Source organism: Streptomyces sp. 8N616 (assembly GCF_052246385.1).
Classification (GTDB): Bacteria; Actinomycetota; Actinomycetes; order Streptomycetales; family Streptomycetaceae; genus Streptomyces.
In genome coordinates, this window is record NZ_JBQQBY010000012.1 from 132,522 (window position 1) to 146,892 (window position 14,371).

The window sequence follows — 14,371 nt, forward strand, 5'->3', positions numbered from 1 at the left end:
TGCGACGTAGCCGGATTCGCGACCGTACGGGCCGCGGGCACGCGGCGGCTCTACGCCGTCGGAGCCGCCCTTGGCGGACCGTACCGGCTCGAGGGCAATGCGGGCGGTGAGATCCTCCGCTGCGAGCCGCCCCGGCTGCTCAGGAAGGCCTACGCCGGGGAGTAGCCGGGGAGTGAGGGGTGTGGCGGGCCACACGCCCGCGGCGGGGCATCGCGTCAGAGAGACGATTACACTGGCTGCGTGCCTCAACTCCGCCTCGCACTGAATCAGATCGACTCGACCGTCGGCGACCTCGTCGGAAACGCCGAGGCGATCGTCCACTGGACCCGGCACTCCGCCGAGCAGGGCGCGCACCTCGTCGCCTTCCCCGAGATGGCGCTGACCGGCTACCCCGTCGAGGACCTCGCCCTGCGCTCCACCTTCGTCGACGCCTCCCGCGAAGCCCTGCGCGCGCTCGCGGTGCGCCTCGACGGCGAGGGGTTCGGCGAGCTGCCGGTCGTCGTCGGCTACCTGGACCGGTCCGAGAAGGCGCTCGCGAACGAGCCGCGGTACGGCCAGCCCGCCGGGGCCCCGCAGAACGCCGCGGCCGTCCTGCACCGCGGCCGGGTGGCGCTCACCTTCGCCAAGCACCACCTGCCGAACTACGGCGTCTTCGACGAGTACCGCTACTTCGTGCCCGGCGACACCCTCCCCATGATCCGCGTGCACGGCATCGACGTGGCGCTCGCCATCTGCGAGGACCTCTGGCAGGACGGCGGGCGCGTGCCCGCCGCCCGGTCCGCGGGCGCCGGGCTGCTGCTCTCGGTCAACGCCTCCCCGTACGAGCGCGAGAAGGACGACACCCGCCTCGACCTCGTCCGCAAGCGCGCCCAGGAAGCGGGCTGCACGACCGCCTATCTGGCGATGATCGGCGGCCAGGACGAGCTGGTCTTCGACGGCGACTCGATCGTCGTCGCCGCCGACGGCGAAGTGATCGCCCGCGCCCCGCAGTTCGCCGAGGGCTGCGTGCTGATCGACCTCGACCTCCCGGCGGCCGCGGTCCCGGGCGGCACGGTGGACGACGGCCTGGTCATCGACCATGTCACCCTGTCCGCCGACCCGCTGCCCGCGTACGAGCCCGAGCTCACGGGCGGGTACGCGGACCGGCTCGACGACGACGAGGAGGTCTACTCGGCACTGGTCGTCGGCCTGCGCGCGTACGTCGCGAAGAACGGTTTCCGCACCGTTCTCCTCGGCCTGTCGGGCGGCATCGACTCCTCCCTGGTCGCCGCCATCGCCTGCGACGCACTCGGCGCGCAGAACGTCTACGGCATCTCCATGCCGTCCCGCTACTCGTCCGAGCACTCCAAGGACGACGCCGCCGAACTCGCCCGCCGCACCGGCCTCAACTTCCGCACGGTCCCGATCGGGCCGATGTTCGACGCGTACATGGAGTCCCTGGGCCTGACCGGGCTCGCCGAGGAGAATCTCCAGTCCCGGCTGCGCGGCACGCTGCTCATGGCCGTCTCCAACCAGGAGGGCCACATCGTGCTGGCCCCGGGCAACAAGTCCGAGCTCGCGGTCGGATACTCCACGCTTTACGGGGACTCGGTCGGCGCGTACGGGCCGATCAAGGACGTCTACAAGAACCTGGTCTTCCGGCTCGCCAGGTGGCGCAACCGGGCGGCCCTGGACCGCGGCCAGACGCCGCCCATCCCGGAGAACTCCATCACCAAGCCGCCGAGCGCCGAACTGCGCCCCGGGCAGGTCGACACGGACTCGCTGCCGGACTACGACGTCCTCGACGCGATCCTGGAGCTGTACGTGGACCGGGACCAGGGGCTCGATGCGATCGTCGCGGCGGGCTACGACCCCGAGGTGGTGACCAGGACGCTGCTCCTGGTGGACCGGGCGGAGTACAAGCGGCGCCAGTACCCGCCGGGCACCAAGATCTCCGCCAAGGGATTCGGCAAGGACCGTCGCCTCCCGATCACCAACCGCTGGCGCGAACACGAGTAGCCCTCCGGGCGGGACCACGTACCGAACCCGCCGCTCCACGGCGCACCGGCCGCCCCTGCGGGCGCGGCCGGCTCCGCCCTGACGGGCGAGGAGAGAACCCGCGAGGCGCGTGGCACACCCCCCGAGGCGAGGAACCCCTCTTTGCGGGCAGGCTCATGCTCGGCGCGAAGGCGCCTGCTCGTCCGCGCGCCGGGCCTGCGACTGCTCAGAGCCGGACCGAGGCCGCGATCGGCAGATGGTCGCTCCCGGTCGCCGGCAGCGTCCACGACGAGACCGGCTCCAGGTCCCGCACCATGATCTGGTCGATCCGCGCCATCGGGAGCGACGCGGGCCAGCTGAAGCCGAATCCGTCGCCCGCCGCGCCCTGCGTGGACCGCATCCGCTGCGAGGTGACGGGCGCCAGGGCGCGGTCGTTCATCGTCCCGTTGAGGTCGCCGAGCAGTACGACCTCCTTGATCGGCTCCTGCGCGATGGCGCGCCCCAGTGCCTCCGCACTGCCGTCCCGCTGCCCCGCCGTGAAGCCCGCGTTGAACTTCACACGCACCGACGGCAGATGGGCGACGTACACCGCGACCTCGCCCTCCGGGGTCCTGACCGTGCTGCGCAGCGCGCGCGTCCAGCCGAGCTTGATGTCGACGGGCCGGGTGTCGCTCAGCGGGTACTTGCTCCAGACCCCCACCGTGCCCTGCACGGAGTGGTACTTGTACGCGCCCGCCAGCGCCTTCTCGTACGTCGGCACGGCGTCGTCCGTCAGCTCCTCCAGCGCCACGACGTCGGCGCCCGCGGCGGCCACGTCGCGCGCGGTCCCCTCCGGGTCGGCATTGTCGGCGTTGACGTTGTGGGTGGCCACCGTGAGATCGCCGTCGGTGCCCGAGGACTTGGTGGCGACGAGGCCGCCGAACAGGTTCAGCCACACCACCGTCGGGAGCAGCAGCGCGAGCAGCGCGGTCCCCGACCTGCGCACCAGCGCGAGCAGCAGCAGGACCGGGATGCCGAAGCCGAGCCAGGGCAGGAAGGTCTCAAGCAGGCTGCCGAAGTTGCCCACGGCGTTGGGGATGTGGGAGTGAAGGCCCATCAGCCCGGCGAGCGCCAGGGCGAAGACGGCGAGGACGATCCCGCGGCGCCACACTCCTCTGTCACGCCCTCCGCTCAGCAGGCGCCGGGCGCGGGATCCGGACCGCTCGGGGTTCGAGCTGCCGCGTCCCGTATGCCTCGTGTACGCCTGCGTCATATGCCGTTCCTCGCTGCTTCGCACTGCCCCGTCTACGCACCATAGGCGATGGGCGGGGGCTTTCCGTGCCGCCCCCGGCGGCTGATCTCCTACGAGGACGAACGCGGCGGCGCAAGGGGTTCCGGCCGGTACCGGCGTGCGGACCCCTGTGACAAAACCTGAACAAATACCGGGAGTACGGGGAGGAAGGCGGGCATACGACCCTCACGTCGGGCAGTGCGCGCGCATGCGCCGCCAGGTGGCCGCCAGATGACTTTCGGCCGGCCGCGTCAGATGGCCGCGGGCGGGCGCACTCCTTCGAGCACCGTGTCGACGATGCGCTCGGCCAGGCCCTCCGGCAGCTCCTGCCATTCGTGCAGGACGACGCGGGCGAGCATCGGCCCGGTGAACAGATCGGCCAGCAGCTCGAGGTCCACGTCGGCGCGGATCTCACCGGTGGCCATGCCGCGCCGCAGCACCTCGTACACGGCGTCACGCCGCCCCCGTATGACCGTGTCCTGGTACTCCTTCCACAGGTTCGGATGCGACGTGACCTCGGTGATGACGGCGCGCATCACGGCGGAGGAGCGCTTGGCCAGGCCGCGGCGGCGCAGGAACTCCAGCATGAGGACGAGGTCGTCGCGGACCGAGACCCCGGCGGCCTCGGGGGTGTGCACGTCGAGCGAGCGCATGACGTCGAGGAGCAGGGCCTCCTTGCCGGGCCAGCGGCGGTAGACGGTGGCCTTGCCGACTCCGGCCTCGCGGGCGATCCGTTCGATCGACAGCCTGCCCACCGGGGTGCCCTCCTCGAGGAGCCGGAGCACGGCCTCGATGACCGCCGTGTCGACGGCGGCGCTGCGCGGGCGGCCGCGGCGCTCGGCGGTGGTCACGGGCCCCCGCTCCCCCGGCCCCCGGCCTGCGGGACCCCCGCTCCGACGGCCTGCTGCTCCTCGTCCGGGTTCTCGGCGGGGCGGCGGCCGGGCATGAAGACCGCGACGACGAGCGCCCCGATCACGGCGACGCCGGCCCCGAACAGGACGGTCACGTGCATGGCGTGGATGAAGGCCTCGTTGGCGGGCTGCACCAGCGCCTTCCCGGCAGGGCCGATGCGCTCGGCGGCCGCGAGGGTCGCCTCGATCGATTCGCCGGCGTCGTGCCGGGCGCCCGGCGGCAGCACCGCCAGCTCGTCCCGGATGCCGTCACGGTAGCCAGTGGACAGCAGGGACCCGAGGACGGCGACGCCCAGCGCCCCGCCCACCTGCCGGAAGGTGTTGTTGAGCGCGGATCCGGAGCCCGCCTTCTCCCTCGGCAGCGACTGCATGATCGAGGTGGTGACGGGCGGCATGATGTGGGCCATGCCCGCGCCCTGAAGGAAGAACAGCACCTCCAGCACCCAGATCGGGGTGTCCTGGTCGAGCAGCACGAAGCCCGCCAGGGTGACCGCGACCAGCAGCATCCCGCCCGTACACACCGCGCGGGAGCCGAACCGTTCCACAACGAGGCGGGCGCGCGGCGCGAAGAACATCTGCGCGAGCGCGAGCGGCAGTATCAGCACGCCCGTCTCGAGCGGGGTGTAGCCGCGCACGCTCTGCGTGTAGAAGACGGTGAAGAACGTCACGCCCATGAGCGCGAAGAAGACGAGCGCGATGGCGGCGATGGCCGCGGAGAAGGCGGGCATGCGGAAGTAGCCGATGTCGATCGCCGGGTGGTCGCTGCGCTTCTCGTGCAGCACGAAACCCAGGAGTACGAGGAGGCCCGCGCCGATCGAGCCGAGCACCTCACGGTCGCCGAAGTCGGCGAGCTGCCCGCCCTTGATGATCCCGTAGACCAGCAGCACGAGCCCGACGACGGACAGCAGCACGCCGGACGGATCGAGGCGGCCCGGCCTCGGGTCCCTGGAGTCGGGGACGAGCAGCAGCATGCCGAGCAGCCCGGCGGCCACGATGGGGACGTTGACCAGGAAGACCGAGCCCCACCAGAAGTGCTCGAGCAGCAGCCCGCCGGTGATCGGCCCTATCGCGATGGCGACGCCGACGCCGCCGACCCAGATCCCTATGGCCTTGGGCTGCTCGTCACGCTCGAAGACGTTCATGAGGATGGCCAGCGTGGCGGGCATGACGAAGGCGCCGCCGAAGCCCATAAGGGCGCGGAACGCAATCAGCTGGACGGGTGAATCGGACATCGCGGCGAGCACCGAGCCGATGCCGAAGAGGGCCATGCCGAAGAGCAGGACCTTTTTGCGTCCGAGTCGGTCGCCCAGCAGCCCTGCGGTGAAGAGGATGCCCGCGAAGACGAGCGTGTAGGCGTTGATCGCCCACTCCAGCTCGCTCTGGGTGGCGCCGAGTCCGGTCGGCGGCGGGGTGGCGATCGTCTTCATCGCCACGTTCAGGATCGAGTTGTCCAGCACCACGATGAGCAGGCTGAACATGAGCACGGAGAGGATCAGCCAGCGGCGCCGGTGGACGGCCTCGGAGACGGTACGGGCTGCAGGGGCGCCGGCGGGAGTCGACATGCAGCCCAGGCTACATCTTTACGATACGAACCCGTTCCGTATCTGAAGAGTTCCGATGAGTTGCGTCACGCTGCGCCGCCCGTTCGCCGCTCCCCTTTGCGGTATCGGCGGCAGGTGCCACCATGGAGCTGGTCCGGGGACGCCGTCAGGGCGCCTCGAGATGACGAAGGAGCCGTTGCAATGACGCACGTTTCGCCTGCCCGGAAATCCCCTGCCGACAGCAGCAGCGCTGACAGCAGCAAGGCGCTGTACGGCGGCACCGGCACCCGGCGCATCACCGTCCGCGACATCGCCGCCGCCAAGCAGCGCGGCGAGAAGTGGCCCATGCTCACCGCGTACGACGCGATGACCGCCTCCGTCTTCGACGAGGCCGGCATCCCCGTCATGCTCGTCGGCGACTCGATGGGCAACTGCCACCTCGGCTACGAGTCCACCGTCCCCGTCACGATGGACGAGATGACCCTGCTCTCGGCCGCGGTCGTCCGCGGCACCAAGCGCGCCCTGATCGTCGGCGACCTGCCCTTCGGCTCGTACCAGGAGGGCCCGGTGCAGGCGCTGCGCAGCGCCACCCGGCTGGTCAAGGACGCGGGCGTGGGCGCAGTGAAGCTGGAGGGCGGCGAGCGGTCCGCGCACCAGATCGAGCTGCTCGTCGAGTCCGGCATCCCGGTCATGGCGCACGTCGGCCTCACCCCGCAGTCCGTCAACGCCTACGGCGGCTACCCGGTCCAGGGGCGCGGCGAGGAGGCCGCCCAGCAGCTGCTCCGTGACGCCAAGGCGGTGCAGGACGCGGGCGCCTTCGCGGTCGTGCTGGAACTCGTACCGTCCGAGCTGGCCGCCGAGGTCACGCGCTCGCTGCACATCCCGACGGTCGGCATCGGCGCGGGTCCGGACTGCGACGCGCAGGTGCTGGTGTGGACGGACATGGCGGGCATGACGGGCGGCCGCGTGCCCCGGTTCGTCAAGCAGTACGCGCAGCTGCGCGAGGTGCTGGGCGGCGCGGCGAAGGCCTTCGCCGAGGACGTCGTCGGCGGGGCGTACCCGACCGAGCAGCACAGTTTTCACTGAGGCCGGCTGCATGAGGTTGTTCCTGCCGAGGGTCCGGCCCGCGGCGGAGCCGCTGTGGTGTGCAGCGTCCCCCGGATAGACACAGCCACCAAGACCGATCTCCCGGCCGACAGCCCGCCGTTCACCTCCTCCGCGGCGGGCTGTCGGCGTCTTGTCGGTGCGGTGTCGGTCCGATGTCGGTGCATTGTCGGTGGGGCCTGAGAGGCTCGCCGCATGACGCGATACGACAAGAACTCCGGTGGCGGAAACGCCGTCGAAGTACGGGGGCTGGTCAAGCACTTCGGCGAGACCAGGGCCGTAGACGGCGTGGACCTCGATGTGAAGGAGGGCACCGTCCTCGGTGTCCTCGGCCCCAACGGAGCCGGCAAGACGACACTCGTCCGGTGCCTCTCCACTCTTCTGGTGCCGGACGCCGGCACCGCGACCGTAGCCGGGTACGACGTGGTGAAGCAGCCCCGGCAGCTGCGCCGCACCATCGGCCTGACCGGGCAGTACGCCTCGGTCGACGAGAAGCTCTCCGGCTGGGAGAACCTCTACATGATCGGGCGGCTGCTCGACCTGCCCCGCAGGGACGCCCGCAGGCGCGCGGACGAGATGCTCGAGCGGTTCTCGCTGACCGAGGCCGCCAAGCGGCCCGCCTCGCAGTACTCCGGCGGTATGCGCCGCCGCCTCGACCTGGCCGCGTCCATGATCGGGCAGCCCGCGGTGCTCTACCTCGACGAGCCGACGACCGGCCTCGACCCGCGCACCCGCAACGAGGTGTGGGACGAGGTGAAGCGGATGGTCGCGGAGGGCGCGACCGTGCTGCTCACCACGCAGTACATGGAGGAGGCCGAGCAGCTCGCGAGCCAGCTGACGGTCATCGACCGCGGCAAGGTCATCGCCGAGGGCGAGGTCAACGAGCTCAAGGCGAAGGTCGGGGGACGCACGCTGCAGATCCGCCCGGCCGACCCCGGCGAGCTGAGCCGCATGGTGGGCGCCATCGCGCAGGCCGGTCTCGACGGCATCGCGGGCGCCACGGCCGACGCGGCCGAGGGCCTGGTCAACGTCCCGATCATCAGCGACGAGCAGCTGACCGCGGTGATAGGGCTGCTCGGCGAGCGCGGCTTCGCGATCGCCGGAATCGACACCCATCTGCCCAGTCTGGACGAGGTGTTCCTGGCCGTCACCGGCCAGAAGACGTCGACTCCGCGGGATGCGAAGGAACTTGAGGAGGTCGCCGTATGACTGCTGCCACGATCACGGCATCGGCCGAGGCTCTTCCCGGCGAGGGACGCATCGGCCTGCGCGGGAACCTGCGGCACATCGGCGCGCTCGTGCGCCGTAACGCCCTGCAGATCAAGCAGGACCCGGAGTCGATGTTCGACGCCGTGCTGATGCCGATCGTCTTCACTCTGCTGTTCGTGTACGTCTTCGGTGGCGCGGTGGGCGGCAGCCTCGGCGGCGACCGGGACGTCTACGTCAACTACGTCATCCCGGGCCTGATGGCGATGGGCGGCCTGAACATCGCGATGTCGGTCGGCACAGGCGTCAACGACGACTTCAACAAGGGGGTGATGGACCGTTTCCGCACGATGCCCATCGCCCGCTCCTCGGTGCTGATCGCCAAGCTCATCGTGGAGGCCGGCCGGATGCTGGTCTCGACCCTCATCCTGCTGACCGTGGCCTTCCTCATCGGCTTCGACCTGAAGACCGGGCCGCTCGAGCTGCTCGGCGCGATAGCCCTGGCGCTGGCCTTCGGCGCCTCGCTGACCTGGGTCTTCATGCTGCTGGGGCTTTCGCTGAGGACCCCTCAGGCCGTACAGGGCGTGGGCTTCCTGGCGATCATGCCGCTGCAGTTCGGCTCGTCGATCTTCGCGCCGCCGGGGACGATGCCGGGCTGGCTGGAGTGGTTCACGAAGTACAACCCGCTGTCCCAGCTGGCCGACGCGGCACGGGCTCTGCTCAACGGCCAGGGCGCGGTCGGGCACCCGGTGATGATCACCCTGATCTGGGCGGTCGGCATCACGGCGGTGACGGCGCCGCTCGCGGTGTCGAAGTTCCGCAAGAAGACCTGAGCGGGGCAGGGAAGACTCTGAGCGGGGCAGGGAAGACCTGAGTGGGGCCGGGGACCGCTCAGCGGATCAGACGAGGGCGGCGGCCTCATCGAAGGAGAGGCCGCCGCCCTCGGCGTGCGCCCGCTCGTACGCCGCGTCGCCCAGGGCGGCTCGCGCGTCGGCCTCGGCCGCGGCGCGCCCCTCCCGCTCCATGGCGGGCGAGAAGTGGCTCTCGGGCAGCAGCGCGTCGTAGGCGCCGAGCAGGCGTGCGGCCGTCTCGGCGTGGGCCGTTCCGCCGAGGGCGGCGTGCGCCTGGGCCCCGCTCATCAGCTGGATCACGGGCAGGACGGGGGCGACCATGTCGGTGAGCGGGTCCTGTACGGCCTCCAGGGCGTCGCGGAACTGCTCGAGCGCCTCGGCGGGCCGGCCGTCGAGGAGATCCAGCCAGCCGGCCAGCCCTTTGACGAGGCCCTCGAACAACCGGGGCGCGTGGCTGGCGAAGTCGTCCCGCATCATGCGGTCGAGCTGCTCCCGGGCCTCGGCGGTCCGGCCGCTGCGGCCCAGCAGTATCGCCAGGTGGAGGCGGACGAAGGCCGTGGAGTCGCCGCCCGAGCGCTGCCCCTGCTCCAGCGCGTCCCACAGCATGGGCTCGCCGGACTCGGTGTCCCCCGACTCGATGAGCACCCCGGCGAGGCGGCCCCGCAGCAGGGGCACCTGGCCCATGGCGCCGAGCTGCCGTGCGTACCGGATCGCCTCCCGGTAGTCGTCGGCGGCGGCCTCGTACTCGCCGCGCCGCTCGCGCGCCTCGCCGCGGCTCGACAGCGCCTCGGCCACGCCCCACACATCGCCGAGCCGAAGGAAGATCTCGAGGCTCTCGTCGGCGTCCCGGCGGGCCACCTCCGTCTTGCCGGGCCGCTCGGTGAGCAACTTGGCGCGGAACTGCAGCATGTACGCGAGCTCCCACGCGTAACCCAGTTCGCGGCAGCCGTCGACGGCGGCGTCGATCGTCGACACCAACTGCTCGACGTCGCCGGTGAGAAGGATCGCGTACCACCACATGACCCCGGGGATGCGGCAGGTCTGCGGCTGGCCGGGCCGGTACGCGGCGGCGATGCCGCGCAGCCGGTCCTGCATGGCGGGGGTCTGCAGCTCGTGGAAGTTGTTCTCGACGTTGGCGAGGGCGATGAGCCGCACGCCGCGCCGGGCCTCGTCGAGGAGGTCCGGCGGCATGGGCGGCGGCGTGTCCGTGGGGTTCGCGAGCAGCGAGGGCGCGGGCGCGACGGGCTGGACGAACGGGTCGGGGCCGAGCGCGGCAGCGGCGTTGGCCCAGGTACGGGCGTCGGTGCGGTGCTCGCGCAGCTGCCAGAACCAGCCGAGGGAGATCACGAGGCACAGCGCCTCGTGCTCGTCGCGGGCGGCGACGGCGCGCCGGAGCGCGGCCCTGAGGTTGTCGTGCTCGCGCTCGAGACGCTCGAGCCAGGTGCGTTGGGCGGGGCCGCGGAGGAGGGGGTCGGCGGTACGGGCGAGCTCCCGGAAGTACACCAGGTGCCGCCGCTCGACGGCCCCGCGCTCCCGCGTCTCGCCGAGCCGCTCGGCCGCGTACTCCGCAACGGTCTCGAGCAGCCGGTACCGCATCCCGCCCGCGGGGCCGGGCTCGGGCTCGGGCTCGGGCTCGGCGACAACGAGCGACTTATCGACAAGGGAACCGAGGAGGGCGGCTACGTCGCGGGGGTCGATCGCCCCGCGGGTGTCGGCGTCCGCGCCCGGCGGGGTGTCGCTGCAGACGGCCTCTGCCGCTGGAAGGCCGCAGCCGCCTGCGAAGACCGAGAGGCGGCGGAGGACCGCGCGTTCGGGGGCGGTGAGGAGGTCCCAGGACCAGTCGACGACCGCGCGCAGGGTCTGCTGGCGCGGCAGGACCGTACGGCTGCCGCTGGTCAGGAGGCGGAAGCGGTCGTCGAGGCGGTCCGCTATCTGGCGTGGGGTGAGCAACCGGACCCGGGCGGCGGCGAGTTCGATGGCCAGCGGCAACCCGTCCAGGCGACGGCAGATCTCGGCGCACGCCTCGGGGTCGTCGTCCGTGCGGAAGCCGGGTCTCGCGGCCCCGCCGCGGTCGGCGAGCAGCCGCAGGGCTACGGGGTCCGGCAGCGGTTCGACGGGCCGTATGAGTTCGCCCGGCACGCCGAGCGGCTCCCGGCTGGTGGCGAGCACCGTGACGTCCGGGCAGTGGCCGAGCAGGAACTCGGCCAGCTCCGCGGCGGCGCCGATGACATGCTCGCAGTTGTCGAGCACGAGCAGCATCCGGCGCTGCGCGCAGTGCTCGGCGAGCCGCGGCAGCGGGTCGTACGCCCCCGGGTCGGCCGCAGCGCGCAGCCCTTCCGCCGTGCTGCCGCGGATCACGGTCTCGCGCCCGCCGAGCGCCGTGAGGACCGCCTCGGGGACCGTGCCCGGGTCGTCGACGGGCGCCAGCTCGGCCAGCCATACGCCGTCGGGCCAGGCGCCCGCCACGGCGTCCGCGGCCTCCTGCGACAGCCGCGTCTTCCCGGCCCCGCCGGGCCCGATGAGCGTGACGAGCCGCGCGGCGGACAGGTCGCCGCGCAGGGTCGCGAGGTCGGCCTCGCGCCCGACGAAGCTGGTGAGCCGGGCCCGCATGTTGCCCTGCCGGGCTCCCGGCCCCGCGGCCGGGCCCTGCGGCCGCCGCGGACCGTCGGCCGGAAGCGCGCCCGCGACGGACCCGCCGACCGGCCCTGCGATCAGCCCTCCGCTCAGCAACTCCGCGTGCAGCGCCCGCAGTTCGTTGCACGGGTCGGCGCCGAGGCGGGCGGCGATGGTACGGCGGACGTGCTCGTACGCGGCGAGCGCCTCCGCCGCGCGGCCCGTGTCGCGCAGCGCCCTGATGCGAAGGGCCTGGAGGGGCTCGTCGAGCGGGTGGTCGCCGCAGAGGGCGGCGAGCTCCGGGAGAGCGCGCTCGGCGCGCCCGAGGCCGAGGTCGGCGGCGAGCCGGGAACGGCGGGCTTCCAGGCGCCGGGCCTCCGCGCCCGCCGCCACGCCCGTACGGTCGGCGAGGTCGGCCAGCGCCGGACCGCGCCACAGCGCGAGGGCGTCGTCGAGGACGGCCGCGGCCTTCGCCGGATCGCCGTCCGCGAGGGCCCGTGCGCCCTCGCCCGCCAGCCGCTCGAAGCGGTGCAGGTCGACGTCGTCGGGCTCGGCACACAGCCGGTAGCCGCCGACCGCGGAGCCGACGGCGCCGTGGCCGAGGGTCCGCCGCAGCCGCCCGACGAGGGCCTGGAGCGCCCCGGCGGCGTCGGCGGGCGGATCGCCGTCCCAGACCTCGCCGATCAGCGACTCCGCCGTACGCACCCGGCCGGGGTCCAGCGCCAGCGCGGCGAGCAGGGCACGCAACCGTACGCCGCCGAGCGCGACGGGAGTCCCGTCGTCCCGGTGGGCCTGCGTCGTGCCGAGGATGCCGTAGCGCACCGGCCCATTCTGCTGGACGAGCAGGTGCACGACCCAATGATTACCGGGGGCGGCGGGCCGGAAAGACCGCAAACGAGCCGGAACTCACACCCGCGCCCGCGACGTTGTCCTGCTACCGCCTGTACGGTCGGGACACCCCGGCCCCCATCCCGCACGCACGCAGCACGCTCAGGAGCTCATGCCCATGGCCACGACCATCGCCCGCAGCGACCGCCGGGTCAGCCCCGTCTTCCTCGGCCTCGTCGCGATCATGGCGGTGTCCGCATGGGCCGTGTGGACGGACTACTCGGCGAGCACCGGATTCGCCGTGTTCCTGTTCGTCGTGTCCGGCTGGATCGTGTCCCTGTGCCTGCACGAGTACGCGCACGCGCGCACCGCGCTGCACGGCGGGGACATCTCGATCGGGGCGAAGGGCTATCTCACCCTGAACCCGCTCAAGTACACCCACGCGCTGCTGAGCATCGTGCTGCCCGTCCTCTTCGTGATCATGGGCGGGATCGGGCTGCCGGGCGGTGCCGTGTTCGTCGAGCGCGGGCGCATCCAGGGGCGCTGGAAGCACAGCCTGATCTCGGCCGCGGGGCCGCTGACGAACGTGCTGTTCGCCGTCGCGCTGACGGCGCCCTTCTGGCTGGGGGCGATGGACGGCGTGCCGGACCCCTTCCGCTACGCGCTGGCGTTCCTCGCACTGCTGCAGGTGACGGCCGCGATCCTGAACTCCCTGCCGGTGCCGGGCCTGGACGGGTACGGCGTGATCGAGCCCTGGCTGTCGTACAAGATCCGGCGCCAGGTGGCACCGTTCGCGCCGTTCGGGCTGTTCGCGGTCTTCGGCCTGCTGTGGGTGCCCGAGATCAACCACGTGTTCTTCGACGCCGTGGATTCGATCCTGCGCGGCCTCGGGGTGTCGGACTGGGACACCTACCTGGGCTACGAGTTCTTCCGCTTCTGGCAGGGAGAGCCGGAGCTGCCGACCGGCTCGTGAGCCGGTCCGGTCACGCGGCTCAGGCCGTTGCTTGGCTCAGGCCGTTGCCTTGTCCCAGCGGGTGACCGGGCTCAGCCCGTGACCGTACGCTCCCCCGCCGCGCGCTCGGCCTTCGCCCTGCGCACGGAGAACCAGGTCATGTTCGACGAGACGCCCGCCATCATGATCCAGAGGATGCCGAGCCAGCTGCCCCGCGCGAAGGACACGACCGCCGCGGCGATGGCGAGCACGCAGGCGGCGAGGGCGAAGACGGCGAGGCGGGGCATGGGGTCGGCTCCTGTCCGGGGGTGACGTCCCGGACATTGTCCCCCATGCCCCGTACGCGACGAGACGCCGGTGACCTACGCGCTCACACGTCGGTGACGCGCAGCCCCGCGTGCGCCTTGTAGCGGCGGTTCACCGAGATCAGGTTGGCCACCAGCGACTCCACCTGGTGGGCATTGCGCAGCCGGCCCGCGAAGATCCCGCGCATGCCGGGGATACGGGCGGCCAGCGCCTGCACGAGGTCCGTGTCGGCCCGCGACTCGCCCAGCACCATCACATCCGTGTCGATCTCCTCGACCGACTCGTCCTGGAGCAGCACCGCCGACAAGTGGTGGAAGGCCGCGGTGACCCGCGCCTCCGGCAGCAGCGCCGCGGCCTGCTCGGCGGCGCTGCCCTCCTCCGGCTTCAGCGCGTAGGCGCCCTTCTTGTCAAAGCCCAGCGGGTTGACGCAGTCGATGACCAGCTTGCCCGCGAGCACCTCGCGCAGCGTCTCGAGGGTCTTGGCGTGCCCCTCCCACGGAACCGCGACGATCACCACATCGCTGCGCCGCGCGCAGTCGGCGTTCTCGGCGCCCTCGATGCCCAGACCCAGCTCACGGGCGGCGGTCTCCGCCCGCTCGACGGCGCGCGAGCCGATGATCACCTTCTGGCCCGCCCTGGCCAGCCGGTACACCAGGCCCCGCCCCTGGTCACCGGTGCCGCCGAGCACGCCGACCACCAGGCCGGATACGTCGGGGAGGTCCCACGGGTCCTTGGCCGGGGTCTTCTGGGGTGCACCGCTTGCAGCGTCAGTAGTCGTCATACAGCGATCCTGCCAGGCCGCTACCGATCAG

11 protein-coding genes are annotated in these 14,371 nt (G+C 72.2%); 5 read left to right on the plus strand and 6 right to left on the minus strand.

The genetic code is table 11. From position 1 onward, the window contains the following. The first annotated feature begins 240 nt into the window (after nt 1-240). A complete protein-coding gene (locus ACTWQC_RS13475) occupies nt 241-1,998 on the plus strand; it encodes an NAD+ synthase (RefSeq protein WP_443315877.1) in 1,758 nt (585 codons plus the stop codon). 205 nt (nt 1,999-2,203) lie between these two features. Here ACTWQC_RS13475 and ACTWQC_RS13480 read toward each other — a convergent pair whose 3' ends face one another. The 3 genes from ACTWQC_RS13480 to ACTWQC_RS13490 all read right to left on the minus strand — a co-directional run bounded on the left by ACTWQC_RS13480 (nt 2,204) and on the right by ACTWQC_RS13490 (nt 5,720). Then, nucleotides 2,204-3,229 (minus strand): endonuclease/exonuclease/phosphatase family protein, encoded by a 1,026-nt coding sequence (locus tag ACTWQC_RS13480; RefSeq protein WP_443315878.1) that lies wholly within the window; start codon nt 3,227-3,229, stop codon nt 2,204-2,206. 269 nt (nt 3,230-3,498) lie between these two features. Further along, nucleotides 3,499-4,098 (minus strand): TetR/AcrR family transcriptional regulator, encoded by a 600-nt coding sequence (locus ACTWQC_RS13485; protein ID WP_443315879.1) that lies wholly within the window; start codon nt 4,096-4,098, stop codon nt 3,499-3,501. After that, entirely contained in the window at nt 4,095-5,720 is a 1,626-nt protein-coding gene (locus ACTWQC_RS13490; RefSeq protein WP_443315880.1) for an MFS transporter, read from the minus strand. Before ACTWQC_RS13490 ends, ACTWQC_RS13485 begins: the two co-directional genes overlap by 4 nt. A gap of 180 nt (nt 5,721-5,900) precedes the next feature. Here ACTWQC_RS13490 and panB point away from each other — a divergent pair, with 180 nt between their 5' ends. From panB to ACTWQC_RS13505, 3 genes are all read left to right on the plus strand, one after another. Continuing rightward, on the plus strand, nt 5,901-6,785 hold the full coding sequence (panB, locus tag ACTWQC_RS13495) for a 3-methyl-2-oxobutanoate hydroxymethyltransferase (protein ID WP_443315881.1): 885 nt from the start codon (nt 5,901-5,903) through the stop codon (nt 6,783-6,785). A 213-nt stretch (nt 6,786-6,998) separates the two neighbouring features. Beyond that, complete coding sequence (locus ACTWQC_RS13500; protein WP_443315882.1) at nt 6,999-8,012, plus strand: ATP-binding cassette domain-containing protein; 1,014 nt, start codon at nt 6,999-7,001, stop codon at nt 8,010-8,012. Then, a complete protein-coding gene (locus ACTWQC_RS13505) occupies nt 8,009-8,842 on the plus strand; it encodes an ABC transporter permease (RefSeq protein WP_443315883.1) in 834 nt (277 codons plus the stop codon). The genes ACTWQC_RS13500 and ACTWQC_RS13505 overlap by 4 nt, the downstream gene beginning before the upstream one ends. 66 nt (nt 8,843-8,908) lie before the next feature. Here ACTWQC_RS13505 and ACTWQC_RS13510 read toward each other — a convergent pair whose 3' ends face one another. Next, nucleotides 8,909-12,295, minus strand: coding sequence for an AfsR/SARP family transcriptional regulator (locus ACTWQC_RS13510; protein ID WP_443315927.1), 3,387 nt, complete (start codon nt 12,293-12,295; stop codon nt 8,909-8,911). A gap of 184 nt (nt 12,296-12,479) precedes the next feature. On the opposite strand from ACTWQC_RS13510, the gene ACTWQC_RS13515 reads away from it, so the two are divergent. Continuing rightward, a complete protein-coding gene (locus ACTWQC_RS13515) occupies nt 12,480-13,274 on the plus strand; it encodes a site-2 protease family protein (protein ID WP_443315884.1) in 795 nt (264 codons plus the stop codon). Between the two features lie 71 nt (nt 13,275-13,345). Here ACTWQC_RS13515 and ACTWQC_RS13520 read toward each other — a convergent pair whose 3' ends face one another. Beyond that, nucleotides 13,346-13,540: a hypothetical protein gene (locus tag ACTWQC_RS13520; protein WP_443315885.1), complete on the minus strand. Its 195-nt coding sequence runs from the start codon at nt 13,538-13,540 to the stop codon at nt 13,346-13,348. Between the two features lie 83 nt (nt 13,541-13,623). After that, entirely contained in the window at nt 13,624-14,340 is a 717-nt protein-coding gene (gene npdG / locus ACTWQC_RS13525) for an NADPH-dependent F420 reductase (RefSeq protein WP_443315886.1), read from the minus strand. Nucleotides 14,341-14,371: the final 31 nt, after the last annotated feature.

Bases quoted from the DNA above. Each gene is read 5' to 3' on its own strand.
- ACTWQC_RS13515 (WP_443315884.1), top strand. From the start codon at position 12,480: ATGGCCACGACCATCGCCCGCAGCGACCGCCGGGTCAGCCCCGTCTTC.
- ACTWQC_RS13490 (WP_443315880.1), bottom strand. From the start codon at position 5,720: ATGTCGACTCCCGCCGGCGCCCCTGCAGCCCGTACCGTCTCCGAGGCC.
- ACTWQC_RS13480 (WP_443315878.1), bottom strand. From the start codon at position 3,229: ATGACGCAGGCGTACACGAGGCATACGGGACGCGGCAGCTCGAACCCC.
- ACTWQC_RS13520 (WP_443315885.1), bottom strand. From the start codon at position 13,540: ATGCCCCGCCTCGCCGTCTTCGCCCTCGCCGCCTGCGTGCTCGCCATC.
- panB (WP_443315881.1), top strand. From the start codon at position 5,901: ATGACGCACGTTTCGCCTGCCCGGAAATCCCCTGCCGACAGCAGCAGC.
- npdG (WP_443315886.1), bottom strand. From the start codon at position 14,340: ATGACGACTACTGACGCTGCAAGCGGTGCACCCCAGAAGACCCCGGCC.
- ACTWQC_RS13500 (WP_443315882.1), top strand. From the start codon at position 6,999: ATGACGCGATACGACAAGAACTCCGGTGGCGGAAACGCCGTCGAAGTA.
- ACTWQC_RS13505 (WP_443315883.1), top strand. From the start codon at position 8,009: ATGACTGCTGCCACGATCACGGCATCGGCCGAGGCTCTTCCCGGCGAG.